The following is a 24,033-nucleotide window of genomic DNA, read 5'->3' on the forward strand; positions in this document are numbered from 1 at the left end:
AACTCCCTGTCGTCGTATTCGAAGGAGAGAAACATGATGCGGTACTGCTTGTTTATACCCATAAGGAAGTGGGCAGATTCTCCCAGAAAGAAGAGCACGGCGAGAACAGCAACCAGTAGTCGAAAGACCAAGGGATTGAAAACCCACGAGAACAAAAAGATAAGCCCCAAAATGGTGAATTCGTTGAAGATCCTGAAGGCGTTGAGGTCCAATTTCTCCCTCTCTTTGAGGTAGAGGTAAGAGAAGAATATCGAAGTGGCGAATCCCACCCCACAAAACAAAAGACCCTCAAAAAACCACGTCATTTCTCATCCCTCTTACCTTCATTCTTTTCCTTGAAGATCTCTGATATGACTCCTAAACTTGCAAGTATGGAGCTCGCCTCAAACGGAAGGAATATCTTTGTCGCCTGACCATTCGCCATCTCTTTGAGTGTTTCGAGATACTTGACGGTGAGAAGATCTTTCGTTGGCTTCCCTTCGTGTATAGCATCGAAGACGAGTTTTATTGCCTCAGCCTGTCCCCGTGCTTCGAGTATGAGTCTTTGCATGTTTGCCTCCGCGACCCGCTTTATCGCTTCAGCCTCTCCTTCCGCCTTCAATATCGCCGCGTTTTTCTCACCTTCGGCCTTCAAGATCTGTGCCTGCTTGTAACCTTCTGCCTCCAGTATGGCAGCCCTTTTGGTTCTTTCAGCTTTCATCTGTTTGCTCATAGCATCTGTGATATCCTGAGGAGGATCTATTTTTTTGATTTCAACACGGGTGATCCTCACACCCCACTTGTCAGTCGCCTCGTCGAGAACTGTCCTGAGCTTCATGTTTATCCTTTCTCTGGAAGTGAGCGTTTGATCCAGTTCTAACTCTCCTATCACGTTCCTGAGATTAGTTTGAGCAAGCTTAATGGTGGCCGTTTCAAAGTTTCTCACGTTGTAAACCACTCTGTAAGCGTCTGTGATCTCGTAGTAGATGACGGCATCGACGGTTACCACCACGTTGTCTCTCGTTATCACTTCCTGAGGCGGAACATCGATCACCTTTTCCCTCATATCGACCTTTATCATCCGCTCGAAGAACGGTATGATGAAATGTATTCCCGCTCCAACTTCTCTTTTGAACTTTCCAAGTCTTTCCACCAGACCGCGCTCGTAAGGACGTACAATCCTCAGAGAACTGGCGGCAACGATCACCAAGAACAGAACGATAACGACAAGAGCTATCAACATGTCCTCACCTCCTCATACTCTTTTCACAACGGCGTGGGCTCCTTCCACCTTCAGAATCCTTACGTGTTCGCCTTTTTCGATGATTTCTTCATCATCTTCTGCAAAGGCCCTCCACACGTCTCCATCGATCTTCACAAGGCCGGTTCCCTTTTTGTTGTTTATCGTCTCAATAACGAGTGCCACCTTTCCAACGATCTCCTCTACATGGATTTTTCTGGGCGATTCCCAGCTTTGAACTAGCCTTCTAGTGAAAAGAACCAGAACGATTGAAACGACAGCAAAGACAATTATCTGAATGTAAACACCCAGGTGCAGAGAAACCAATGAAGCTGCAAGCGCTCCCACTCCAAACCAGAAAATGAAAAAAGTAGGTGTGAAGATTTCCGCTACCATGAGTATGATACTGAGAATGAGCCAGAATACCCATGCCTCCATAGTATCCCCCCTCATATCTCGAACACTTTCCTCGGGTCCATATAGATGATCTCCACGTTCGGCAACATTTCTCTGTACTTTTTTATGGTGGTCTTGATACTTCTCACGTAGCGCGTGGAGATGTGGTAAAGAATCACCCTCTTGATTCCTGCTTTCTTCACCGTTTCCATCACCTCATCGATGGAGGCGTGGTTCTTGTATCTCCGATCGCGGGGATCGAGGAAAGTACATTCGTGGATGAGCAGTTCTGTTCCTTCCACCTCCTCGGGATCGAGGGCCAGGGAGTCACCGCTGATAGTTAGTATTTTCTTGTGGTATTCTTCGGTTACAAAGTCTCGTCCCTTTTCTTTCACCAATCTGGCGATCACTCTGCTATCCAGTCCCTGAAATTCCCTCTTCAGCTTTCTTCTAACCTCGAAGATGTGATATCCGAAACTCACCTCGGACACCACGTGCTTCGTTCTGAATGGCTGAACGTAACGCTTGAAACCGCCAGCATCCCGGAGAAACACTCTCTCTCCTTCCTCCAGGGGATGAACGTTGAAGGAGAATCGAAGCTCGGGATTTGCCTTTTTTATGAAGCTGGTGTACTCTTCAACTGCTCTGTTTCCCTTCGGATAGAACACATCGAGTGGTTTTTCTCTATCACCCATTCCGTTGTTTCTTATGTTCACAACTCCCCACAGTCCTGCTATGTGATCCACGTGGCCATGTGTGAGGAAGACGTACTTGAAGGCGTAAACTTTACTCCCAAGAGTGGTGGAAACTCCCTCTCCCGCATCGAAAAGGATCCGCTCCGGGGAGTAGTAGATCCAGGTAGAAAACAGGGCTTTCGAAAACCCTATTATGTTCATCCTTCTCTCTCCACCCTGATCTCTATCGTGTCTTTAACACCGCCCGGTAGAGTCATCTCCACAGAGTACTTTCCTACTTCCTTTATGGGCTTGTCCAGTTTAAACCACTTCTTGTCGAGGTTCAAGCCGGTGAGTTTTGATATCTCTTCCGCTAGGGTCGTCGCCGTGACGGCCCCGAAGATTTTCCCGGCTTCACCCGCCTTAACCTTGATAACATGGGTCCTTTTTTTGAGTTCTTTTAGTATTCTCTCACTTTCCTCTCTTTCGCGCTCTTTTTTTCTTCTTTCCATTTCTCTTTCATGCTCTATTGCCCTCTCGAGCCCCCTGGTGTACTCTTTGGCAAGACCACGAGGGATGAGGTAGTTCCTGGCATATCCGTCGGAAACTTCTTTGATCTCACCTTTTTTTCCGATCTTTGGAACATCTTTTATAAGTATCACCTTCAAAACCATTCACCTCCTGATAGTTTTTCCTTACTTATTCTATCATGGGCCGATTGGTATAATTTTGACAGAGGAGGTGTGAAGGTGAAGAAAGCGATAGTGCTTTGTGCAGGAAAAGGAACCAGACTCAGACCCTTGACATTCACCACTGCAAAGCATCTCATACCCATTGCGAACAGACCCATTCTTTTCTACAGTTTGGAGAACATTGCGCGAGCCGGGATTGAAGAAGTGGGAGTTGTTGTGAATCCTTACAACGCGGAAGAGTTCAAAAGAATTGTGGGAGACAATCCTTTTGGTCTGAAAATCACCTACATCGTCCAAGAAGAACCCAAAGGGCTTGCCCACGCTGTCTGGGTATCCCGAAACTTTCTTGGAGACAAAGACTTCATGATGTATCTTGGAGATAACCTCATTCTTGAAGATCTTGGAAAGTTCGTGAAAGATTTCGAAAGATCGGACTACACCGCTTCCATTCTTCTCTCTCCGGTCAAAGACCCAACCCACTTCGGCGTGGCTGTGATGGAAGGTGACAGAGTTGTAAAGGTCGTTGAGAAACCAAAGATTCCTCCGAGTAACCTTGCCATTGTCGGATTGTACCTTTTCAGAAACAAAATCTTCGAGGGTATAGAGAACATAAAACCCTCTTGGAGGGGTGAGCTAGAGATAACCGATGCCATAGAGTATCTCATAGAAAAAGGAGAAAAGGTGAAAGGTTATGTCATCTATGGGTGGTGGAAAGATACGGGAAAGCCCGATGATCTGCTGGAAGCCAACAGAAGGATTCTCCTGGGGATAAACGAAAAGATTCTCGGAGAAGTAGATGATAAAACCACCATTCAGGGAACAGTGGTGATGGGAAAATCCTCCAGAGTTGTCAACTCAGTGATCAGAGGGCCTGTGGTCATAGGCGAAAACTGCCTCATAAAAGACACTTACGTAGGACCGTACACTTCCATTGGAAACAACGTGGTTTTGGAAAGTTGCGAAATCGAAAACAGTATAGTAATGGACGATTGCTCTATAGTGGGTGTAGAGAAAAGAATAGACTCTTCCATCCTAGGAAAGGGTGTCTCGGTTAGAAGTTCTGCAAGAAGACCTGTGAGTCTGAGTCTCATACTCGGTGACATGAGCAGGGTGGAATTTTAAAAGAGGGGCTTGATGCCCCTCCTATTTCGACCATTTCACAACGATGGGAGAGACCACGTACAACGAAGAGTAGGTTCCCACCACCGTTCCTATCGTCATTCCAAAGGCAAAAGGTTTTACAGCGCTTCCTGCGAACAGTAGGAGGACAAAGACCACGAAGAACGTGGTGAGAGAGGTATTGATGGTTCTGGCGAGGACCTGGTTTATACTCATGTTCACAATGTTGATCATACTCCTTCCACGGTATCTCCTCATGTTCTCCCTGATCCTGTCTGAAAGTACGATGGTATCGTTCAATGAGTAGCCGAGCAATGTAAGGAAAGCCGCAACGGCGGCCACGTTGATCTCGTATCCGAAGATGGAGAAGAATCCCATTGTGATGAGAACGTCATGAATGAGGGCAACGATCGCGGCCACGCCGAACACGAACCTGAACCGGACTGTGATGTAGATGAGGAGAACCACCAGTGCCACCAAAATGGCTGTCCACGTACCCCTTTTGATCTCCTCCGCCGCCGTTCCGCTGATCTCGTTAAAAGAAACCACTTTTCCCGGAAGAAGCCTTTCGAGTTCTTTCTGGACTCTTTGTTTTTCATCTGGTTCGTAAGTCTTGGGAACGACTATGGAATACTTCAAAACGTTTGCAGGGTCTCCGACGGATCGCACCTGAACGATCCTGGCGGTTGCGAATTCATCGGAAATCTGAGAGATAGCGCTTCTTATATCGGTCTCTGTGATCTTCACGTTTTCGAAGCGCACAACGATCTCAGAGCCACCCGTGAACTCCACTCCGAAGTTGAATCCCTTCGTGAATATCGAAACAAGAGAAACTGATATCAAAATCAGAGAAAGCGTTATAAAGATCTTCGACTTTCCCATGAAGTCAATCTCTCTTCTCATCGTTTGCTCCCTCCCTGCGCTTCCTCAACCCGGGGCGATCTGATGAGAGGAGCAAGACCATCGAGGAGAAGTCTACTGAACACAAGACTCACGAACATGCTCCCGAGAACGCCGATTATCAACGTAATGGCAAATCCCTTGATGGTCCCCGTTCCGAAGTAATAGAGTATGAGACCGGTGAGGATGGTCGTGATGTTCGCATCCAGAATCGTCGAAAGTGATCTGTCGAAACCTGCTGCTATGGATGTTTTAACAGGTTTTCCTGATCTCATCTCTTCCTTTATTCTTTCGTATATGATCACGTTCCCATCTACTGTTGTTCCGATGGTGAGGATGATACCGGCTATACCGGGGAGGGTGAGTATGAACTTACCGGCCGCCATCACACCAAGGAGCAGTATCGTGTTGTAGATGAGAGCAAGGTCTGCTACGATTCCCATCGTTCTGTAATAGATCAGCATGTACGCAAGAACGAGAATGAGACCTACTATCCCCGCCTTCAAAGAAGCGTCGACTACATCACGGCCAAGAAGCGGAGCCACCCAACCGGACGAAGTCTTCACGAGCCTGGCAGGTAAAGCACCACTTCTTAGAATGGCGGCAAGCTGTTTCGCTTCTTCGAGGGAGAAATTCCCGGTTATCTCGGCCTTCCCATCGGTTATGATGGCAACGACTTGTCCAGCGAACTGAACGACGTTGTCCAAAACAATCGCAAGCCTCCTCTTTGGGTCGTAGGTTCCTTCAGGAACGTAGAGAGCCTGGGTGATCTTTTTGAACTTTTCCACGTATTCCTTGGCGAGCTCAAACGAGACTTTGTAACCGTATCTTCCTGTTCTTGTTTCCACTTCTGGTCTGGCATAAACGATCCGCGGTGCCTCAAGGACGAGATCTTTTCTTCCCATTATCTCTTTCTTCACGAGATACCACTTTCCATTCCTTCCTTTGAGCCACGTTGCCTTTTCTCTCTTGGCTTCGAAAGAGAGCTCTGGTACCTTGTACGGATCTTCACCGTTGTATTCGTCCAGGACCTGAGCAAAATAAAGCACTCCTGTCGAACCTATGAGCCTTTCAGCCTGAACGGTGTCGGTCGCACCGGGTATTTCCACGACTATATAGGATTTGTTCTCACGGAACACCTTCTTTACAGATGCTTCGGTGTACCCGGCTGCATCGAGCCTGTTCCTCAAGATGGTCCACACATCATCGACCACATCAGAAGGATTTTCCGTCCCCTCTTCCACCTCGACAAGATATTCTATCCTTGCACCGCCCTTTATATCCAACCCAAGGCGAATATTGGACGTCCATCCTTTCTTGCTGGGCCAGAAGAGGGCCAATAGAGCTCCAACCAGTACAATCAACACTATCACAAACCTTACCCTGTCACCCCTCATCGATTATCCCTCCTGATTTTTCTCCTTTATGACAGTAGATATGGCTCTCTTTGTGATTTCCAGTTCGGTGGCATTGGCTGTTTTGATTTTGATGGTGTCCTTTTTGATATCGATAACTTTTCCCACGATACCTCCCGCCGTGACAACCACGTCGCCGCGCCTCAACTGACTCAGCATCTGCTGGAACTGCTTTTCTCTCCTCCTCTGTGGGAGGATTATCAGAAAGTAGAAGATCGCTATGAAGAATATAAGCATGAAGAGGAGACTTCCCCAGCCACTGCTTGCTGGGGCCGAAGTGCTGCCATTCGAAGCACCTGGTGCTGCTGCGTAGATGATCTCAGGCATTCTCCTTTCCTCCCTTCTCGAGTATCAATTGAAGTCTTCTGTAGACGAGTGGAACCAGGACGAGTTGAAGCACGATACCAGGAATCCCTGTGGTGAAGCTCAAAAGTATCGAAGTGACCGGTTGAAGTTTTATCCCAATGAGCGCTCCTATAGCGTAGTAAGACACCGAATAAACCAGTCTACCTGCGAGTATCGCCATGATGATCCTGAGGAATATGTTCCTCTCCTTCGTCGCCCCCAGGATAAAACCGTACACGAAAACCTCGGGAACCATGAACAGGAACATTGGGAAAGGCGGCATTCCCATGGTCAGAAATGACAGAATTGGCAAGAGTCCCCCAACGATTCCACCTATGAGAGCCCCAGAAGTCGCTCCAGCGAGCATGGCTACCAGATGAAGCGGCAGGAACATCCTACCAAGGTTCACCAGGTGGAAAAGATAGGCAAGGGCAACTCCAACGGCAAGCCACATGGCGGTGTAAGTCAATTTTCTCATTCAGTATCACCCCTTTTAGATCACTTCGAATTGATTATATCATCCATCAATCGTTTTGCGATTTCAACATCCTGAGCAATCGTAGTTTTTAACTCTTCGATTGAATCGAACCTTTTCTCTGGCCTGATGAACCTCAAGACCTCCACTTTCAGATGAGCACCGTACAGATCTTTCTCGAAATCCAGTATGTAAACCTCGTACTTTACCCGTTTGGAATCGCCCACGGTGGGTCTGAAACCCACGTTCATGACGCCGAATTTTTCTTCCCGATTTGGCAGATGCGCCCTTACAAGGTACACTCCGTTTCTCAAATCCACGAGTTTTTCTTTTCCTCTGTCGATGTTAGCAGTTGGAAACCCCAACTTTCTTCCAAACTGTCTATCCCTGTAAACGATCCCTGTTATCTCATAGTATCTGCCAAGATAAAGAGGAACTTCTTCCACCCTTCCTTCCTGGACGAGCTTTCTGATCAGAGAACTGCTCACTTTTCTTCCGTTGACAATCGTGTCAGCCACTTCGTACACTTCCAAGCCGCTTTTCTTCAAAAAGGAGGCGTCTCCTTTTGCACCCTTTCCGAACCTGAAATCTTTCCCGATGACCACTCCAGAGACACCCGACATGTATTTCTCGAGGAATTGTTTCGGTGACAGATCTTTGATCTGGAAAAAATCGAGCACGACCACCCTCGAGTATAGCGAGAGAATTCTCACTCTCTCTTCTATTGGTAGTAAAAGTCCCGGAAAATCGGGTGAAAAACATTCAGGAGGGTGGGAAATGGTAAACACAAGTGTTGACATCTTCTTTGAAAAGGCCACTTCTCTGAGCTTTTCGAGAACCCTACGATGTCCAACGTGTACTCCATCGAAAACTCCGATGCTGACGATCATTCTTTCACCCCATGTTGAAAACCTTTTTCAGTTTCAAAACTCGTTCGTTTCTTCTTTGTCTCTTCAGCGTGTACAAAAAAGAGGAGTTTCTTTCCGCCTCCGCGAGTGCCAGGAGGTTTCCCACTTCATCGAACACTCTCACCGTATCTTCTTTTTTGAACTCTCCCCACTCCTTCAACATCTCTAGAAACACCTGAGACCCGCTGAGGATCTTTTTGGCAAAATCCTGGTAGATCACCACCCGGGGTAGCCACTCCAGGCATCTTTCCATTGGAATCACTCTCTTTTCTATTTCTTCCGGTGCTGCCTCAAAGACGTTCAGGCTCTCTTCGAGTGTGTACGGTCCCACCCTTTCCCTCACGAGCTCCACAGCGGTGGCCCCACACTCTAGCTTGTACCCGATGTCCATACAAAGAGACCTCACGTAAGTTCCAGGTGAAACTTCTACCCTGAACGAAACGACCTCCTCTTCTATCACCACATCCCAAATTTTGAAGACCTTCACCCTCCTCGGGGGAAGTCTTATGATTTTGCCTTCTCTTGCCAGTTTGTAGAGTCGCTCACCTCTGTACTTCTTGGCAGAGTAAGCTGGAGGAACCTGGTCGTACTCCCCCACAAAAGAAAAGATGGCCTCCTTTATTTCCTCTTCCGTAGCGTTGCATTCCCTTTCTTCAACAACTTCTCCCGTTATGTCGAATGTTTCTGTGATCAAACCAAGTTTCATCTTCACCCAGTACACCTTGTTCAGATCCTTGTAAAACTCAAGAATCCGTGTTCCCTGGTTCACACCCAGGACAAGGACACCGCAGGCGAAAGGATCCAGGGTCCCACCATGGCCCACCTTCCGCGTTTTCAACTTCTTCCGTACTTCATCCACTACGTCGTGCGAAGTTGGTCCTTTCGGTTTGTACGCCACGAAGATTCCGTGCTTCATTCTTTGACCTCCCCCTCTTCCTCACGCTTGAACGGATCGAATCCCAATTGGTTCAACAGCTGATGAACCCTGACACTCGCCTCTATTCCTCTGTCCTCGTAAAAACGTATCTCTGGGGCAACGTAGAGTTTCAGGTTCTTCGCTACATAGGTTCTGAAAAAGCCTTTCGCTCTGTTCAATATTTCCACCGCTTCCTTTCGTTCTTCAGGCTTTCCCAAAAAACTGACGTAAACATCAGCGTATCTCTTGTCTTTTGAAAGCTCAACTCGGGAGAAGGTCACAAACTCTTTTCTCAAACGCGGGTCTCTCAACTGTCGAAGAGCCTCAGTTAAAAGCTTTTGTATCTCTGATTCCAGCATTGCCTTTCTATAGATCGGATGCATTCTTCTCACCTCCTAGTCCAGCTTCAAAAATTCCTTTGCTCTTTCATACTTCTTCTTGGATCTCTCAAGAATTTTCAGAACAACTCGGGGCTTCAGCCTGAGTGCATTCAGAGCGAAAGGGGAAAGAACGGGATCTCCCCAAGAAAGAGACGCACCCCTTATCATGAGGTTTGCCAGAACGTCTCCGATGTGAACCATCGACACCTGATTGAGAAACAGCTCGTTAGGATTCGCGTTAACGTTGTGGTGATAATCTGCGGAATAAACAAGGAGGTCCGGGAAATTCCAACTTCTCAGAAGTTTTGCCCCAACCTCGGTGTGGTAAGGGACCTCAAGCTCTTCTTCCACTTCGATCAGGTTCTTTTTCAATTTCTGGGCGATTTTGACCTCCATCTCTAGGATTTCGGAGAGGAGAAAATCGTAAACCACCTTTCCTATATCGTGAAGCAGCCCCGCTATGAAGATCTCCTCTTTCAACGGATAACCAACTGTTTCCGCAACAGTTTCTGAAGCAACGGCCGTTGCAATGAAATGTTCCCAAAGTCTTTCTCTGTCGACACTGGAGGATCTGTTCTTGAAGACCATATCATACGTGAAAACACTCAAAGCGAGGTTCCTCACAGTTTTGAATCCCAGGATCATGACAGCTTCGCTCAGGGTTGTTATTTTCCGTGGAATACCGTAATAAGCAGAGTTTGCGAGTTTCAAAACCCTGGCGCTGAGACTCGCATCCATCATGAGAGTGTTAGCCACTTCCGAGGAGGAAGCATCCGGTTTTGAACACACAGCTACTATCCTCTGCACAACAATGTTTGGAGATGGAAGTTTGTCAATACCCTCAAGTATCTTGTCGATCAGCTTCAATGCCATGGTCAATCGGGATCCATACGAAAAACCTGGACCCCTTCCCCTCCTCACTTTCAACCCGGATTTTCCCACCGTGCAATTCCACTATCTCTTTCGTGATGGCAAGTCCTAAACCCGTTCCGGGAACTTCGTAAGTTAAAGAAGAATCAACCCTGTAAAACTGCTCGAAAATCTTCTCCCTGGCGTGTTCTGGTATCCCTATACCGTTATCCTCCACAACGATGAGAACCCCATCTTTGTTCCCGTCGAGCACTATCTTCACGTACTTTTCCGGCTCGTCCTTTTTCGAATACTTCACACCATTGCTCAGAAGATTCAAGAGAACCTGTTTCATTCTCTTTGGATCGACTTCTACCTCAACACAGGGAATCCTCTTCTCGAAAAATACTCTCACACCCCGAGAAGATGCAAATTCTTTGATAGCACTTACGGCGCTTTCTACCAAGTCACAAATGTTGGTTCTTTCCCTTTTTATCTGCAGCGCCTTTCTCTCGAGTTTAGAAAAGTCGAGGAGTTCATTGAGGAGGCTTTCAAGATGATTGCTCTGATCCAGCACCACTTCCAGAAATTCCTTCAAAGTATCCGTGTCGAGCTCTTCCAGGCTGTTGTACATGGTTTCCGTGTAAGCTTTTATAGCAGTCAGAGGAGTCCGGAGTTCATGGGATATATTCGCAACGAACTCCGTTTTCATCCTGTCTATGCGTTTTAACCTTTCGAGTTCTTTCGATGCCGTGATGTTTTCCACAATCGTCAGAGCCTGGATTTCACCGTTGTAAAGCAATGGTATGGAAGTGATGGAAAAATACTCGTCTCCAGATTCGATTTCTCCTGTTCTCTGCACTCCAAGTGAAATCGCCTCCTCTGAAATCTCCATCGCTTTCTTCACGATTTTCTCTGGAAAGTTTTCTTTTCCAAACCTTTCGTTTTGAAAGCGTATTGTCCCACCCGAGTAGACAAAGATACCTTCTGGAAGGTTGTTGAGAATGGTGTTCACGTAATCATAAGTTTTTTCTAGTTCACGATAAAGCTTGATGTTTTCTAGAACAATCGCGGAAAGGAATGAAAAAATCCTGAAGATCTCCATCTCTTCCATTGAAGGTTGATGATCCATGAAGACTATCAGGCTTCCAAAGGACCTATCGAGTTTGACCAGGGGAATGATCCCAATGTACTTCCCCATCTCCTCCACGAAAGCAGGAGACGCTTGTTTTGTGGACCAGTCTATGAACTCCTCAAATTTTGAAACATCCAGGATTCCTCCCAGCACGACCTGTTTGTTTTCGTCGATTAGAACCAGATCACTCACATCAACGACTTTTTTCACGAGGTTCAACAAACTGAGAAGAACGTCTTTCTCTTCTCTCGCATTGGAAAACTCCATTATCAATATAGAAAGAAGCAAAAGCAACTTATCAGTTCGTCCCTGGGTTTTATCCATCTAAACAGTTCACCTCACAATCTTGGAGGCTGCTTTTCTCAGTCGATTCATCACTGCGAGGAGTATTCCCCTCTCCTCCAGTCCCTCAACAATTATATACTTTTTTCCACTCTTTTCTGCTTCTCTGAGGGCCGCGAACATGTTCTGAGCTATGCTGTAGGGATTTTTCAAAGAGCCCATAACAATCCTGTCATTGTACAGATCCTTCCTCTCTTCAACACATATCACAACGTGATTGGGAAATTCTTCCAGAACATTTCCCATCTTCTCGAGATTTTCCACGAGTACCAACGGCTTTGAAGGTGCATAGTGGCGGTATTTCATACCCGGTGCCAGTGGTTTTCCTTTGAACACACCCTTCTTCACAGAATCCGGTACAACAAGGCTTGGAAAGATCTCTTTCAATCTTTCGATCTCTACAGGTCCCGGTCTCAAAAGAAGGGGCTTTTCCCTGGATAGATCTATTATGGTAGACTCCAGGCCGAACAGTGTGTTTCCCGCGTCTAGTATCAATCTCACCCGTTCCATGAAATCCTCTACAACGTGGTCCACGTTCGTCGCACTGGGTCTTCCAGATAGATTCGCACTTGGAGCAGCGATGGGATCACCCAGCATTTCTATCAACTTCAATGCAACCGGATGGGCCGGCATTCTCACAGCCACCGTGGGAAGTCCCGCGGTAACCACAGGGGGGATCCGTTGAGATCTTTTTGGGAGTATGACTGTTAAAGGGCCAGGCCAGAACCTCTTCAGGAAGTCGATGAAAGATTCGTATCCGCTCGCCACTTCATCGAGTTGCGAGAAGGAACATATGTGGACTATCAAAGGGTTGTCCGCAGGTCTTCCCTTGATCTCGAAGATCTTCCTACACGCCTTCTCGTTGTAAGCGTCTGCTCCTATTCCGTAAACAGTCTCTGTTGGAAAAACAACGACCTCTCCTCCTTTCAGAAGATCAACCGCTTCCTTCAAAGACTCTTCGCTGGGAAAGACGGGATTCACTTTCACAACTTTGGTCATCGATCAACCTCCCTCATTAAAAACAAATGGGGCTCATGGAGCCCCTTCTGGTGCCGAGGGCGGGACTTGAACCCGCACGGGGCTATCCCCCAGCTGATTTTGAGTCAGCCGCGTCTGCCATTCCGCCACCTCGGCTCCTGTATAATATGGTAGCAATTTTTCATCTGGAAATCAAGTCCTTCGTTTTCTCTCACGCCCTTGAATTCTCCCAAGATGTGTGCTAAACTATTATTAGCACTCGAAAGAAAGGAGTGCTAAAAATGAGAAGACTCTCGAACAAGAGTAAATTCCAGAAAAGACTGAACGATCGGCAAAGAAAAGTACTTTACTGCATAGTGAAAGAGTACATAGAAAACAGAAAACCAGTCAGTTCACAGAGAGTTCTCGAGGTAAGCAATATAAATTTTAGCAGCGCTACCATAAGAAATGATATGAAGAAACTGGAATACCTTGGTTACATATACCAACCGCACACCTCTGCAGGCCGAGTTCCAACGGATAAAGGACTCAGATTCTACTACGAGGAAATGGTGAAACTCTCAAAGGAAACTGAAGAACTGAACCTGGAAGTGGATACCTTCAAATCCATCCCGCTTGCAGACCCAGAAAAGGTTCTGCTTCTGGCTGGGAGTCTCCTTGCCCGGTTGAGTGAAGGGTATGCGCTCATAGAAAGACCTAATCCCAGGGATTTGAAAATACTCAGAGTGATGCTCATACCGGTATCTGAAGACTACCTGATTTTCTCCATGCTGACAGAACTCGGTATATCGAAGATCACTCCCATCAGAACCCATGAGAATTTGAACTGGGAAGGGATAGAAAAACAGCTGAATTTTCTTTTGAAAGGGAAAACCATAGGAGATGTACTGACTGGAAAGGTGGAAATCCTCAGAGGGAGTGGTATTCTCAAACTAATAGAGTCTGTGATAAGCGAAAAACTGGAAAGATACATGGACGTTGGTTTTGAAAATCTTTTGAAGGATGAAGCACTTTCTTTGGAAGACATAAAGCACCTTTTAGAAGAGACCAAGGACTACCAGTTTCTGGAAAGCCTGGTAAAGAATGATGAAGATGTGACAGTGAAGATAGGAAAAGAGATCGGCAAAAAAAAGTTGGAAAAGTTTGCCGTTTTCTCCGGTAGATATTACAAAGGCCCATCACCGATCGGGAGTGTTCATCTCTTCACCTCGAAAGTCACCAGGTACGACAGGAACCACAAAATCTTTAGCTATGTGCTGAATCGACTTTCAGAATATTTCACTTCGGCGGCCAGGAGGTGATAGAATGTCTGAAAAAGAAAGAAAAAACCTTTCCCAGGAATGTGAAGAATTGAAAGAAAAATACAGAGAGCTCGAGGAGTACGCTAAAAGGTTGAAGGCCGAGTACGAAAATTACCGGGAAGAGGTTGCCCAGGAGAAAAGAGAACTCATAAGGAACGCAAATGAATATCTCATCTCAAAACTGATTCCCATACTCGATGACTTCGAAAGGGCCTTGAACCAAGGAGAGCACAGAAAATCCTTCTACGAGGGTGTGAAGTTGATCTACAAGAAGCTCCTGAACACCCTTGAGAAAGAGGGACTTGTGAAGATTCAAGTGGGCAAGACCTTCGATCCGTTCGAACACGAGGCAGTTGAAAGGGTCGAAACGGACGATGTGGAGGAGTACACCGTTCTCGAAGTGGTGGAAAACGGTTACAAATTCCATGGGAAGGTTCTGAAACCGGCGAAAGTGAAGGTGGCTGTGAAACCGAGAAAGAAGGAAGAGGAATCTTCTAGTAAAAAGGAGTGATTCCTTATGAAACGAGAAAGGAAAGATTACTACGAAATTCTCGGCGTTCCAAGGAACGCCACACAGGAAGAAATAAGAAGGGCGTACAAAAGATTGGTGAAAGAGTGGCATCCCGATAGGCATCCGGAGAACAGAAAAGAGGCTGAACAGCGCTTCAAAGAGATCCAGGAAGCTTACGAAGTCCTCATCGATCCTCAGAAGAGAGCCATGTACGATCGTTTTGGATACGTGGGAGAACAACCCATTCGCCACGAAGCAGAAACCGGTGGTGGCTTCTTCGAAGACGTATTCAGGGAGTTTGAAAACATATTCAACAGAGACATATTCGACGTGTTCTTCGGTGAAGAGTCCCGTCAAAGGGAGAGGAGAGAATACGCCCGAAAGGGAGAAGACATACACTACACCGTAGAGGTAAGTCTCTCCGACTTGATCAACGGAGTGGAGATCCCCATCGAGTACGAAAGGTATGAGACGTGTCCAAGATGTGGTGGAACAGGTGTGGAGCCGAATTCAGGATACATTGATTGTCCTCGTTGTGGTGGAACGGGAAGGATCAGAGAAGAGAGAAGGTCGTTCTTTGGATATTTCGTCAGTGAAAGGACCTGCGACGAATGTGGTGGAACAGGTAAAGTTCCTCGCGATCTGTGTCACGAATGCAGAGGAAGTGGAAGGGTTTTGAGAAAGGTGCGAAGAACGGTAAAAATACCACCAAACGTGGAAGACGGTGCGCGTCTGAGAATACCCGGCGGGGGTAACGCGGGTTATTATGGAGGGCCTTACGGTGATCTGGTGATCACTGTACGAGTGAGACCCGACAGCAGGTTCAGGAAATCCGGAAAAGATCTAGTATACGACATCACGATAGATTACCTCCAGGCGATCTTGGGAACGACCATCGAAGTCCCGCTTCCCGAGGGTAGAACAACCATGTTGAAGATACCACCTGGAACACAGCCCGAAACGGTTTTCCGACTGAAGGGGAAAGGTCTACCGAGTGAATACGGCAGGAGAGGTGATCTCCTTGTCAACGTACACGTTGAAATTCCAAAGAGCCTTTCAAGAGAGGAAAGAAAGATCCTGGAGGATCTGGCAAAAAAAAGAGGTATTCCTGTTGCTTAACGATTTGGATTCACCAGGGCTTCTCTCACAACGAGCTTCACGTTTTCCGGGACGGTAACTTCCACTGTCAGGGGTCCTCTTCTGACGCTCAACCACCCCAGTCCCGCCACCATCAGTTCTTCCCCTTCTTTCAGAACGAACCTCTCCTTCTTCCACTTGAAATCTTCGTACTTTGCCTTTGAGCAAGGTGGCTTCAAAAGATCTCCCAGTCTGTTCCTCATCAGTTCATCCGCTCTCTCTCTTTTCGTCTCGTGGAAAGTGACTTCTCTGGAAGAGAAAAGCAAGAATATGGGTCTTCTCTCTGTTTCGTAGTCGATGTCAAAACGGCACAATCCTCCCATGAAGATCGTTCTGTTCTTCTCTGGTTTGAACGTTTTCCGGGAAAGTTCTTCCTTTGGTAAAATCGTTTTCTGACACTCCGGATCCAGGAGGTCAAGCATCCTGTCTTTCGTCATGATACCGGGAGTATCGTAAAGATACAGATTTGCGCTCTTCACCTTCCTTCTCAGTATTCCAAGGGTCGTTCCTGGAAACGAGCTGATGGTGTTCTCGTGGGTGCATATCTTGTTCAGAAGAGAGGATTTCCCCACGTTCGTCACTCCTATCACCAGTGCCTTGTCAGCCAACCGTGCAAGCAGTTTCACCAGTGACTTCAAACCGTAGTCCTTCTCAGCACTCACTATCCTTATCTTTTCAGGATCCTTTACTTTTATTCTTCCCTTCACCCACTCCTTCACTTCCTTCACCGTGACCGCTCTGGGAAGGAGATCGAGCTTGTTGATCACGTAAACGACGTCTTTTCCTCTCAACAGGCTTGCTATGTCTTCTCTGTACGTACCTTCGAAATCGAAGATATCGATCACCCACAGGACCACATCGAAACCACCGAGGTAAGATTTCAACTGGTTTCTGAAATCCCAATCGTACTCAATGGGTTCCAGTTTGCCGTAATGTTTTATTCGAAAACACCGCTGACACAGGATTTCCTTTCCTTCTTCAAGTCTTTTTTCAAAAACCTCTCTTGGAATGTACCCCGGTTTTTTGGGATCTTCGAACTGTATGTTTGCCCCACAACCGGGACATCTCACGAGAAATCACCTCGTTCATTTGATGTCGTGTTTCAGGCCGATTTCCTGAAGAATTATGAAGTCCTTTTCTCTCCATTTTTCTTTCACCTTCACGTTCAAATCGAGGAACACTTTCCTCCCAGCGAGGAACTCGATCTCCTCTCGAGCCAGCGTGCCTATTTTCTTTATCATGCTTCCACCCTTTCCTATGAGAATTCCCTTCTGTGATTCACGTTCTACGTATATGGTTGCTCGAATGTAAAGGACCCCGTTTGGCCTGTCTTTCACTTCCTCTATTACCACCGCCGCGGAGTGGGGTACCTCTTGGTGGGTGAGGTGGAAGATTTTCTCCCTTATGATCTCGGCTGCCATGAAAGAAAATGGTCTGTCCGTTACCATATCCTCCGGATAGTACTGTGGACCCTCCGGGAGCTCTTCCTTTATCTTCTCCAGGACCTCCGAAACACCGATTCCTTTCAGAGCGGAGATGTAGTGCACCGAAACGATGTTCTCCACTCTGCTCTTCGCCAGCTCGCCCACAGACTTTGCCTTCTCTTCTCCCGCCACGTCTATTTTGTTCACTGCCAGAATGGTCTTGGTTTTGGATTCATTTACGATGTTTGCCACGCGCTCGTCTGTCTTTGTGAATCCATCGGCGGCATCGAGCATGAAGAGTACCAGTTCCACCCCCTTGAGAGCCTGAACAGCGGCCTTCACCATGTACTCTCCAAGACGATGGAGTGGCTTGTGTATGCCCGGGGTGTCCACGAATATGATCTGTGCGTCATCGTCGGTGTAGATACAGTTTATCCTGTTTCTGGTGGTTTGAGGTTTATCGGATACGATCACAACTTTCCTGCCAAAAACGGTGTTTATGAAAGTGGACTTTCCAACGTTCGGTTTTCCGGCCAGTGCGACGAACCCTGACTTAATGCTCCTCACCTCCCAGTTTGAATCCCTTCGGTAGAAGGTCCTTCAGCTTCACTATTTCATAGTCTCTGTTCCTGTTCGCCATGATCACATCCATATCCTCGGAGAACTCGTAGAGCACCTGTCTACAGGCTCCGCAGGGTACCGTCTTCTCAGAGGAATCAGAAGCTATGGCAATCGCAACAAATTCTCTTTCACCCTCAGAGATCGCTTTGAACACGGCCACTCTTTCCGCACACACGGTAAGGCCGTAGGACGCGTTCTCCACATTCACACCCGTGAACACCCTTCCGCTCTTTGTGAGAAGGGCGGCTCCCACCCTGAACCCGGAATACTTAGCGTACGCCCTTTCCCGAGCTCTCAGAGCTATCTCCACCAGTTTCTCCGGTTCCATCTCTTCTCCCCTCCAGGACCTTTATCATGACTTTCTCTATTCTGTTTTTACCAACTGCCAGCACCTTGAAGTACAGATCACCGATGACGGCTTCCTCGCCAACGTTCGGTATCCTCTTGAAGTGTTCAAGAAGGTACCCCGCTATCGTTTCGTACTCCGTCTGGGGGAACTGGATCCTCAGCTCTATCTCCAGATCGTTTATGGGAGTGCTTCCATCGACGATGTAGGTCTTTTCCCCTATCTCCTTTATACCAGACACCTCGTCGTAGTCGTACTCGTCCATGATATCACCGAAGAGCTCCTCCATTATGTCTTCGAGAGTGACGATACCAGCTGTTCCACCGTACTCGTCCACGACTATCGCTATGTGGATCTTTTTCGACTTGAGGATCTTCAAAAGCTCATCTATGTTCATGGTCTCCGGCACGTAGAGAGCGTTCCTCATTATATCCTTCACCTTCATGTTCTTTACCTCTCCGTAATCTTTCTCCGCCAGGATCGAAAGAACATCCTTGGCGTAACAAACCCCTACGATGTTGTCTATAGTCTCCCTGTAAACAGGTATTCTGGAATACCCCTCGTCCTCTATCAGTTCAATGAGATCCTTCACTGTCTGGTTTTCCTCTATCGCCACAATGTCAACGCGGGGTGTCATTATCTCCTTGACGGCTATCTGTTTCATCTCGAAGGCGCGCTTCACTATCCTTTCTTCTTCCTGTTCTATGACCCCCATCTCGCCTCCGACTTGGACGATTGAGACGATGTCCTCCTCAGTGATGAACAGGTCTTCGGATACTTTCTTTCCGTGTCTCAGGGCGATGATACCATCGGAGATCTTCACCAGAACTCTCCCGACCGGATCGAAGATCTTAGTGAGCGATCTGACCGCTCCTATCGATCTGTGGAAGATGCGTTCGGGCTCGGCTCTCGCCACGACCTTCGGGGTGATCTCTCCGAATATGAGCAGAATGGCAGTGATGAAGAGAGTGGAAACCACCGCTACGAACTCTTCACTCATGCCTCTGAGAAGGTTCAGAAAGATCAAGGTGGAAATGGACGAGGCAAAGAGGTTGACGAGGTTGTTACTTATCAAGATCGTTGTGAGATATTTGTTGAAGAGATGGATATAACTTTCCTTTTCCGATTCTTCCTCCTTCTTTTCCAAGAATTCCTTGATCTTCACCTTGCTCATGAGAGTCAGTGCGGTTTCCGAGGAAGAGAAGAAGTTGGAGAGATAGATCAGGAAAACCAGAAGCACGCCTTCAAGACCGAGTGTCAATATACTACTGACAGGGTCTTCCACTTCCGTTCCACCTCCATCAGTAATGATAGCTCTCTCCACGTAGTATTTTAAACGCCCTGAACACCTGTTCCAAAACTATGAGGACACTCATTCCGTGGGTGAAGGTCATCCTCGACAGGGAAAAAACACGGTGGGCCTCGGAGAATATCTCATCGCTCAACCCATAAGGCCCACCGATCAAGATTGTGACATCTTTCCCCTTCAACTCAACCTCTTTGAAAAACCCGGCAAACTCCCCTGAAGAGAGGTTTTCACCCCTTCTGTCCATAACTACCATCAAACTGCCGGGTAACACCCTCTTTTTCAATTCCTCAGTTTCTTTCTTTACGATCTCCTCAACGTTTCCCCTGTGAACGCGCTTTAACTCGATAATTTCGATTTTACAAAATCGCCTGAGAAATTTCATGTAATGGTCTATCCCCATCTTTATGAAATCGTCCAGCTTTCCACCCACAACGATTCTTATCTTCATCTTCCAGCTTCCTTGACCAGGATGTCGAGCAGATTCGATTCTATAACCTTTTTACTGCTGAGATTCGTTCTCAAATAGTACGAAACTGTCTTCAGGAGAGACTCCAGTGGAAACAACCCCACTATTTCGGAACTCAAAACAGGAACACCGTAACGTTCGGCTTCCATCTTTATCATCTCGAAGACACGGTACAGGGGGGTTTTTTTGTGATCGGTGATGTTTATAGATACCTGCACAATCCCTCTCTCTTTCAGCTCAATTCCTATCGCTTTAACATACCTGAGACCACCACTCGAAAACCTGATCGCCCTTGCTATCCTCTCCGCTATCCTCACGTCCCTAGTTCCGAGGTTTACGTTGAAGGCAATGAGAAATTCTCTGGCCCCGACTGCCGTTACTCCAGCGGAGGGATGAACGCGATCCGGCCCAAAGTCTGGCTTCCACCTGGGATCTTTCATCTTCTCGAAGAATCCTTCGAACTCACCCTTCCTGATGTTCGCAAGGTTCTCCCTTTCCGGGCGTGTGGCGGACTTTTCGTACAGATAAACCGGAACCCCAAGCTCTTCACCTATTCTCTTTCCCAGGATCTTCGAATATTGAACACATTCGTCCATTGTTATGTTGTAGAGAGGGACAAGAGGAATGACGTCTGCCGCCCCCATTCTCGGATGTTGCCCCGTGTGATTCCTCAAGTCAATCAACTCCACCGCCTTTTTGGTCATGTCAAAGAGAGCGTTTACGAGGTTTTCAGGCTCTCCCACGAGCGTAACGACCGACCTGTTGTGATCCGCATCCATGGACCAGTCAAGGATCCAAACTCTGTCGTACTTTTCGGCTTCAGCCACTATCTTCTCGACGATTTCCCTTCTTCTCCCCTCGCTGAAGTTCGGCACAGATTCTATCAGCTTCAACTCACTTCCCCCCTAACTCTGCTATCCTGTTCTTCAACAGAAGAATGAACTCTTCGTAGGTCTTCCCGTCGTCTGGATAGCACACATAGGCATGTTCAAAACTCTGTGAAAGCTTCTCTTTCATCCTTCTAGTGACGGCGGTGATTCCATGTTTGCCGGTTAGTGTCAGAACGAAGACGTATTCGCTGGCGGAGATCGGCAGGATGTAGTCTGTCTCCCTAAAGAACTTCTTGATCGCTTCGTAATCTCTCATTATACCGTTGAATCTAACGTACATGATACAAAAGTGCCCACCTGCTCTGCTACAGCGTTTTATCTCCTTTCTCACGATGTCTTCGAACCTCAGGGTTATTTCTAAGTCTTCGATGTTTCTCCTGACAGAAACGGATACCCTCGATATTCCAGGGGAAGACAGTATCCTCTTCACCCTGCCGAGGAAATAGTCTTGTTTGAAGGGTTTCAGAATGTAGTCAATTGCTCCGGCCTTCACCGAATTGACAACAAGGTCTTTGTCAACATAAGCGCTCAGGACGGCGACTTTTGTGTTAGGAAAACTTTCACGTATCTCCCTTATCAGGTTCAAGCTCTTCTCACCTTCGAAGATATCCACGAAAACAAGGTCTACATGTTCTCTACGGAGGTTCGAAATGGCTTCCTGTCCGTTTCTTGCCCACAGAACCCTGCACCCTTCCTTCTCAAGGGCGTTCTTCACAGCCAGGAAGGTGATCTTTGATTCGTCCACTACCATGACCGTTGCTGCCATCCTTCAACCCTCCTCATCACCATTTTATCATCGATCATTCGATCTTGGTCAGGATGAATTTGAGGTATTCTTCTTTCTCGTCGAAGCTCACCGTTCTGACGATCGTCCTGTAGCCAGGTTTGACAACTGTGATCTCGTATGTGCCGGTTTGAATGTAAATGGTAACAGGTGTTTCGCCGTGGTAGTATCCGTTGAGATACACGGTAGCTTTGGATGGCTGTGTCTCTATTCTGACCTCGGAAAAAATAACCTTTTCTTCGAGCTCTTTAAACACATTCGTCTCTTCTCCGGTTTCCAGTTCCACCATGAAGATTTCCGTTTCATATCCTTCCTTTTCCAGTCTTATTCTGTAAGTTCCAGGATCCAGAACGAGGATCAGACCGTTTTCGGAAGTTGTTCCAACGTACTTTCCCTCTATGTAGACGTCCACACCACTGGGATCCGTCCTCAGTTTCAAAGTCGCCTGAAGTGGTTTCAAATCAACGTGAATGGATCGGGACTCTCCCATGCTGAGGGTGATGTAGCGAGTCTCTTCGCGGTAACCTTCTTTTCTGAAGGTTACGGTGTAGCCCCCAGGTGAAAGACTCAACATTAGCGGTGTCTCTCCCCTGTAGTCTCCGTTTATGTACACGTCCGCACCGCTCGGTGAAGAACTGAGCGAAAGCTGTGCGAGTGGGAGTTTGGCGATCACACGTACCGTCTGATTTTCTCTCACATACACTTCCTTGTAAAAGGTGTAGTTTTCAAAGTAGACCGTTATGTAGTGCGTTCCCTCATCTACCGTCATTGTGACAGGAGCTTTTCCTCTATACGAGCCGTCCACGTAGACCGTCATTCCCGGAGGATCAGACTCGACGATCAGTGCTCCAAAAGAAGGGGCTTTTCCCACGTAGAAGTAGGTGGTGTCGGAGACCCATTCACCCCTAAGGAACGGTTTCAGCTTCTTCTGGACGTACTCCTCCACGTTGTTGGACAAAGTGGGAAACATACGCGTCGTGCCGAGCTTTTCTAGCTCTTTGAAGATGGGGATAGGGGTTGTACTGGCAATCACCTGAACGAATTCCTTCCCGTAAGGAGGAGAAACCCTGAGTGAGTAGGTTGATTTAGACGGAATCTTTTTGATCGTGTTCGCCCTGACGAAGTTATTGCTCTCGTACTTGTTCGGAAAAATGAGAGTCACTTTCCCATCGACGTTGATATCGTAGACCAGAATGTAGGCATCTTTTGAAGGCTTTACAAAAATTTCAATCCTTTCTCCCACATTGTAGACGGACCCTTCTGGTTTGTTGAGCCACACGTCCACGGTGAAGTATGGTTTCTCGGGGAAGATGATGATATTTTTCATGTTGAACGAAAAAGAAAGAATCGAAGCGAGGACAAGCAAGAGCAACAAGTATCTCCTCATGAGTTACACCTCCCTGTTATTCTGGCCACACAACTTCCGCACCGAGAATTTTCGTGTTTGATACAAGAGTTATCTTGCTTGGTACCTCCTGAACGAAGACTGCAAAACCATGAATACTGTCTCTCTTGAGCCGTCCAAGGTGGTAAACATCTTTCTCTGAATCATGACTCGGCTCCGTTATAGATTGAACAAGAAAGTATTCATCACTTTTCTTGAATTCCATTAAGAACACCTTGTTGTCAACAAGCTCAAGACGTGAAAGTGACCTTACGCGAGCCTGCCACTCATCTGCGTCGACTTGCCACCACACATCCACATCGTAGATCGGTGTGTAACTGCTCCAGGTTTTGTTTAAGTTGTTCTTCAGATTATTCGTATCCACGATCTCTCCGCCTGCGGCAACGAAATCTTTTTCTTTCGAGTAAAACTCCTGTCTCTCGGAGTAAGGTCCTGAGCCATCATAATAGAGAACCACCACGGGATGTTCCTGAACCCAGTAATCACTGTAAGATGTCTGGTACCAATCTTTAACATCATTCAGATACTTATCTCCCACCACTTCCACGATGAACTCGTGTTTTTCTTCCAGAAAGGATAGAGGAACACAGGACGCAAGGGCTACCAGAACCACCGACAAGAGGAAAAATCTTTTCATAAACATTCCCCCTTTCTGTCTAAGACTTCGAAAGGAAAAAAGAGGTTCTTCAAGCTTTCTTTTCGATCCTTGCCACCGCTATTCCTTTCAGGATGAGGCCAGCAATGAAAGAGAACATGAGGGTGGACGTACCGCCATAACTGATGAAAGGTAGAGGAACTCCCGTGACGGGAAGAAACCCCAGGTTCATCGAAACGTTCTCGAAGACATGGAACCAGACGAGCCCGCACGAGGAAACCATGAGGATCTCCCAGTATTCGTCCTTCACGTTCAAAATCCATCTTGAGACCTCAAAGAAGAGAAGGCCAAAGAGCGCAAGAAGAAATACAATTCCCAAAAACCCGAACTCTTCTCCAATGACAGACACGATGAAATCCGTGTGCGAGACAGGAACGTACCCCATCAAATTTGCCCTTCCCTTCATGTAGCCCGTCCCAAAGAACCCGCCGGCTCCGATCG

The 24,033-nt window shown here is 47.1% G+C and carries 28 protein-coding genes, 1 tRNA gene and 1 pseudogene; 4 read left to right on the top strand and 26 right to left on the bottom strand.

Annotation, left to right across the window (positions count from 1 at the left end; all coding sequences use genetic code 11):
- The 5 genes and pseudogenes from J7K79_RS05250 to rplI form a co-directional block, all read right to left on the bottom strand.
- Window positions 1-305: pseudogene (locus J7K79_RS05250) on the bottom strand (hypothetical protein); the annotation flags it as partial.
- A complete protein-coding gene (locus J7K79_RS05255; RefSeq protein ID WP_296905901.1) occupies window positions 302-1,222 on the bottom strand; it encodes an SPFH domain-containing protein in 921 nt (306 codons plus the stop codon). The gene J7K79_RS05255 and the pseudogene J7K79_RS05250, both read right to left, overlap by 4 nt.
- A 12-nt stretch (window positions 1,223-1,234) precedes the next feature.
- Complete coding sequence (locus tag J7K79_RS05260) at window positions 1,235-1,657, bottom strand: NfeD family protein (RefSeq protein ID WP_296905903.1); 423 nt, start codon at window positions 1,655-1,657, stop codon at window positions 1,235-1,237.
- 11 nt (window positions 1,658-1,668) lie between these two features.
- A complete protein-coding gene (gene rnz / locus J7K79_RS05265; RefSeq protein ID WP_296905905.1) occupies window positions 1,669-2,511 on the bottom strand; it encodes a ribonuclease Z in 843 nt (280 codons plus the stop codon).
- Window positions 2,508-2,957, bottom strand: coding sequence for a 50S ribosomal protein L9 (gene rplI, locus J7K79_RS05270; RefSeq protein ID WP_296905908.1), 450 nt, complete (start codon window positions 2,955-2,957; stop codon window positions 2,508-2,510). The genes rnz and rplI overlap by 4 nt, the downstream gene beginning before the upstream one ends.
- A gap of 81 nt (window positions 2,958-3,038) precedes the next feature.
- Here rplI and J7K79_RS05275 point away from each other — a divergent pair, with 81 nt between their 5' ends.
- The gene (locus J7K79_RS05275) at window positions 3,039-4,103 is read left to right on the top strand and encodes a glucose-1-phosphate thymidylyltransferase (protein ID WP_296905911.1); all 1,065 of its coding nucleotides are present in this window, start codon (window positions 3,039-3,041) and stop codon (window positions 4,101-4,103) included.
- Window positions 4,104-4,124: 21 nt separating this feature from the next.
- On the opposite strand, the gene secF is transcribed toward J7K79_RS05275, so the two are convergent.
- The 11 genes from secF to J7K79_RS05330 all read right to left on the bottom strand — a co-directional run bounded on the left by secF (window position 4,125) and on the right by J7K79_RS05330 (window position 12,899).
- A complete protein-coding gene (secF, locus tag J7K79_RS05280) occupies window positions 4,125-5,003 on the bottom strand; it encodes a protein translocase subunit SecF (protein ID WP_296905913.1) in 879 nt (292 codons plus the stop codon).
- Window positions 5,000-6,397, bottom strand: coding sequence for a protein translocase subunit SecD (gene secD / locus J7K79_RS05285; RefSeq protein WP_296905915.1), 1,398 nt, complete (start codon window positions 6,395-6,397; stop codon window positions 5,000-5,002). Before secD ends, secF begins: the two co-directional genes overlap by 4 nt.
- A gap of 3 nt (window positions 6,398-6,400) precedes the next feature.
- Window positions 6,401-6,742 carry a preprotein translocase subunit YajC gene (yajC, locus tag J7K79_RS05290; RefSeq protein WP_296905916.1) on the bottom strand — a complete coding sequence of 114 codons (342 nt, stop codon included), beginning with the start codon at window positions 6,740-6,742 and terminating at the stop codon, window positions 6,401-6,403.
- Entirely contained in the window at window positions 6,735-7,238 is a 504-nt protein-coding gene (locus J7K79_RS05295) for an ECF transporter S component (protein WP_296905918.1), read from the bottom strand. The genes yajC and J7K79_RS05295 overlap by 8 nt, the downstream gene beginning before the upstream one ends.
- Window positions 7,239-7,258: 20 nt before the next feature.
- Complete coding sequence (ribF, locus tag J7K79_RS05300; protein ID WP_296905920.1) at window positions 7,259-8,125, bottom strand: riboflavin biosynthesis protein RibF; 867 nt, start codon at window positions 8,123-8,125, stop codon at window positions 7,259-7,261.
- 4 nt (window positions 8,126-8,129) lie between these two features.
- Window positions 8,130-9,059: a tRNA pseudouridine(55) synthase TruB gene (truB, locus tag J7K79_RS05305; protein ID WP_296905922.1), complete on the bottom strand. Its 930-nt coding sequence runs from the start codon at window positions 9,057-9,059 to the stop codon at window positions 8,130-8,132.
- Complete coding sequence (rbfA, locus tag J7K79_RS05310; protein ID WP_296905925.1) at window positions 9,056-9,442, bottom strand: 30S ribosome-binding factor RbfA; 387 nt, start codon at window positions 9,440-9,442, stop codon at window positions 9,056-9,058. The genes truB and rbfA overlap by 4 nt, the downstream gene beginning before the upstream one ends.
- 12 nt (window positions 9,443-9,454) lie before the next feature.
- Entirely contained in the window at window positions 9,455-10,312 is an 858-nt protein-coding gene (locus J7K79_RS05315; protein ID WP_296905927.1) for an HDOD domain-containing protein, read from the bottom strand.
- The gene (locus J7K79_RS05320; RefSeq protein WP_296905929.1) at window positions 10,281-11,747 is read right to left on the bottom strand and encodes a cell wall metabolism sensor histidine kinase WalK; all 1,467 of its coding nucleotides are present in this window, start codon (window positions 11,745-11,747) and stop codon (window positions 10,281-10,283) included. The genes J7K79_RS05315 and J7K79_RS05320 overlap by 32 nt, the downstream gene beginning before the upstream one ends.
- A 9-nt stretch (window positions 11,748-11,756) precedes the next feature.
- On the bottom strand, window positions 11,757-12,764 hold the full coding sequence (locus J7K79_RS05325) for an L-threonylcarbamoyladenylate synthase (RefSeq protein WP_296905931.1): 1,008 nt from the start codon (window positions 12,762-12,764) through the stop codon (window positions 11,757-11,759).
- A gap of 48 nt (window positions 12,765-12,812) precedes the next feature.
- Window positions 12,813-12,899 (bottom strand) — tRNA-Leu (locus J7K79_RS05330).
- Window positions 12,900-13,024: 125 nt separating this feature from the next.
- On the opposite strand from J7K79_RS05330, the gene hrcA reads away from it, so the two are divergent.
- Genes hrcA through dnaJ form a run of 3 tightly spaced genes read left to right on the top strand, consistent with a single transcriptional unit; the run spans window position 13,025 to window position 15,674 of the window.
- On the top strand, window positions 13,025-14,044 hold the full coding sequence (gene hrcA / locus J7K79_RS05335) for a heat-inducible transcriptional repressor HrcA (RefSeq protein ID WP_296905933.1): 1,020 nt from the start codon (window positions 13,025-13,027) through the stop codon (window positions 14,042-14,044).
- 4 nt (window positions 14,045-14,048) lie between these two features.
- Window positions 14,049-14,555, top strand: a complete 507-nt coding sequence (locus J7K79_RS05340) for a nucleotide exchange factor GrpE (RefSeq protein WP_296905936.1) — start codon at window positions 14,049-14,051, stop codon at window positions 14,553-14,555.
- 6 nt (window positions 14,556-14,561) lie between these two features.
- Window positions 14,562-15,674 carry a molecular chaperone DnaJ gene (dnaJ, locus tag J7K79_RS05345; protein WP_296905940.1) on the top strand — a complete coding sequence of 371 codons (1,113 nt, stop codon included), beginning with the start codon at window positions 14,562-14,564 and terminating at the stop codon, window positions 15,672-15,674.
- On the opposite strand, the gene yqeH is transcribed toward dnaJ, so the two are convergent.
- The 10 genes from yqeH to J7K79_RS05395 all read right to left on the bottom strand — a co-directional run.
- Window positions 15,671-16,762, bottom strand: a complete 1,092-nt coding sequence (gene yqeH, locus J7K79_RS05350) for a ribosome biogenesis GTPase YqeH (RefSeq protein WP_296905943.1) — start codon at window positions 16,760-16,762, stop codon at window positions 15,671-15,673. The genes dnaJ and yqeH overlap by 4 nt on opposite strands.
- 15 nt (window positions 16,763-16,777) lie before the next feature.
- Complete coding sequence (gene era / locus J7K79_RS05355; protein WP_296905970.1) at window positions 16,778-17,674, bottom strand: GTPase Era; 897 nt, start codon at window positions 17,672-17,674, stop codon at window positions 16,778-16,780.
- The gene (cdd, locus tag J7K79_RS05360) at window positions 17,670-18,065 is read right to left on the bottom strand and encodes a cytidine deaminase (RefSeq protein ID WP_296905946.1); all 396 of its coding nucleotides are present in this window, start codon (window positions 18,063-18,065) and stop codon (window positions 17,670-17,672) included. The genes era and cdd overlap by 5 nt, the downstream gene beginning before the upstream one ends.
- Window positions 18,007-19,368, bottom strand: a complete 1,362-nt coding sequence (locus J7K79_RS05365) for a hemolysin family protein (RefSeq protein WP_296905949.1) — start codon at window positions 19,366-19,368, stop codon at window positions 18,007-18,009. The genes cdd and J7K79_RS05365 overlap by 59 nt, the downstream gene beginning before the upstream one ends.
- 16 nt (window positions 19,369-19,384) lie before the next feature.
- Window positions 19,385-19,840 carry a 23S rRNA (pseudouridine(1915)-N(3))-methyltransferase RlmH gene (locus J7K79_RS05370; RefSeq protein WP_296905952.1) on the bottom strand — a complete coding sequence of 152 codons (456 nt, stop codon included), beginning with the start codon at window positions 19,838-19,840 and terminating at the stop codon, window positions 19,385-19,387.
- The gene (gene ftcD, locus J7K79_RS05375; protein WP_296905955.1) at window positions 19,837-20,751 is read right to left on the bottom strand and encodes a glutamate formimidoyltransferase; all 915 of its coding nucleotides are present in this window, start codon (window positions 20,749-20,751) and stop codon (window positions 19,837-19,839) included. Before ftcD ends, J7K79_RS05370 begins: the two co-directional genes overlap by 4 nt.
- 1 nt (window position 20,752) lies before the next feature.
- The gene (locus J7K79_RS05380) at window positions 20,753-21,514 is read right to left on the bottom strand and encodes a response regulator (protein WP_296905958.1); all 762 of its coding nucleotides are present in this window, start codon (window positions 21,512-21,514) and stop codon (window positions 20,753-20,755) included.
- A 34-nt stretch (window positions 21,515-21,548) separates the two neighbouring features.
- Window positions 21,549-22,919, bottom strand: a complete 1,371-nt coding sequence (locus J7K79_RS05385; protein ID WP_296905961.1) for a PEGA domain-containing protein — start codon at window positions 22,917-22,919, stop codon at window positions 21,549-21,551.
- A gap of 16 nt (window positions 22,920-22,935) precedes the next feature.
- Window positions 22,936-23,574, bottom strand: coding sequence for a hypothetical protein (locus tag J7K79_RS05390; RefSeq protein WP_296905964.1), 639 nt, complete (start codon window positions 23,572-23,574; stop codon window positions 22,936-22,938).
- A 49-nt stretch (window positions 23,575-23,623) separates the two neighbouring features.
- Window positions 23,624-24,033: FtsW/RodA/SpoVE family cell cycle protein (locus J7K79_RS05395; protein ID WP_296905967.1), on the bottom strand; the 410-nt coding region annotated here is incomplete at its 5' end.

Source organism: Thermotoga sp., from assembly GCF_021162145.1.
In the GTDB taxonomy this organism is placed as follows: domain Bacteria; phylum Thermotogota; class Thermotogae; order Thermotogales; family Thermotogaceae; genus Thermotoga.

Coding starts and splice junctions, on each gene's coding strand:
- J7K79_RS05325 (WP_296905931.1), bottom strand. CDS start 12,764: ATGACCAAAGTTGTGAAAGTGAATCCCGTCTTTCCCAGCGAAGAGTCT.
- secF (WP_296905913.1), bottom strand. CDS start 5,003: ATGAGAAGAGAGATTGACTTCATGGGAAAGTCGAAGATCTTTATAACG.
- J7K79_RS05260 (WP_296905903.1), bottom strand. CDS start 1,657: ATGGAGGCATGGGTATTCTGGCTCATTCTCAGTATCATACTCATGGTA.
- J7K79_RS05385 (WP_296905961.1), bottom strand. CDS start 22,919: ATGAGGAGATACTTGTTGCTCTTGCTTGTCCTCGCTTCGATTCTTTCT.
- rbfA (WP_296905925.1), bottom strand. CDS start 9,442: ATGCATCCGATCTATAGAAAGGCAATGCTGGAATCAGAGATACAAAAG.
- J7K79_RS05370 (WP_296905952.1), bottom strand. CDS start 19,840: ATGAAGATAAGAATCGTTGTGGGTGGAAAGCTGGACGATTTCATAAAG.
- yajC (WP_296905916.1), bottom strand. CDS start 6,742: ATGCCTGAGATCATCTACGCAGCAGCACCAGGTGCTTCGAATGGCAGC.
- J7K79_RS05320 (WP_296905929.1), bottom strand. CDS start 11,747: ATGGATAAAACCCAGGGACGAACTGATAAGTTGCTTTTGCTTCTTTCT.
- J7K79_RS05295 (WP_296905918.1), bottom strand. CDS start 7,238: ATGAGAAAATTGACTTACACCGCCATGTGGCTTGCCGTTGGAGTTGCC.
- rnz (WP_296905905.1), bottom strand. CDS start 2,511: ATGAACATAATAGGGTTTTCGAAAGCCCTGTTTTCTACCTGGATCTAC.
- truB (WP_296905922.1), bottom strand. CDS start 9,059: ATGAAGCACGGAATCTTCGTGGCGTACAAACCGAAAGGACCAACTTCG.
- cdd (WP_296905946.1), bottom strand. CDS start 18,065: ATGGAACCGGAGAAACTGGTGGAGATAGCTCTGAGAGCTCGGGAAAGG.
- J7K79_RS05255 (WP_296905901.1), bottom strand. CDS start 1,222: ATGTTGATAGCTCTTGTCGTTATCGTTCTGTTCTTGGTGATCGTTGCC.
- J7K79_RS05340 (WP_296905936.1), top strand. CDS start 14,049: ATGTCTGAAAAAGAAAGAAAAAACCTTTCCCAGGAATGTGAAGAATTG.
- dnaJ (WP_296905940.1), top strand. CDS start 14,562: ATGAAACGAGAAAGGAAAGATTACTACGAAATTCTCGGCGTTCCAAGG.
- J7K79_RS05390 (WP_296905964.1), bottom strand. CDS start 23,574: ATGAAAAGATTTTTCCTCTTGTCGGTGGTTCTGGTAGCCCTTGCGTCC.
- secD (WP_296905915.1), bottom strand. CDS start 6,397: ATGAGGGGTGACAGGGTAAGGTTTGTGATAGTGTTGATTGTACTGGTT.
- hrcA (WP_296905933.1), top strand. CDS start 13,025: ATGAGAAGACTCTCGAACAAGAGTAAATTCCAGAAAAGACTGAACGAT.
- J7K79_RS05380 (WP_296905958.1), bottom strand. CDS start 21,514: ATGGCAGCAACGGTCATGGTAGTGGACGAATCAAAGATCACCTTCCTG.
- ribF (WP_296905920.1), bottom strand. CDS start 8,125: ATGATCGTCAGCATCGGAGTTTTCGATGGAGTACACGTTGGACATCGT.
- J7K79_RS05315 (WP_296905927.1), bottom strand. CDS start 10,312: ATGGCATTGAAGCTGATCGACAAGATACTTGAGGGTATTGACAAACTT.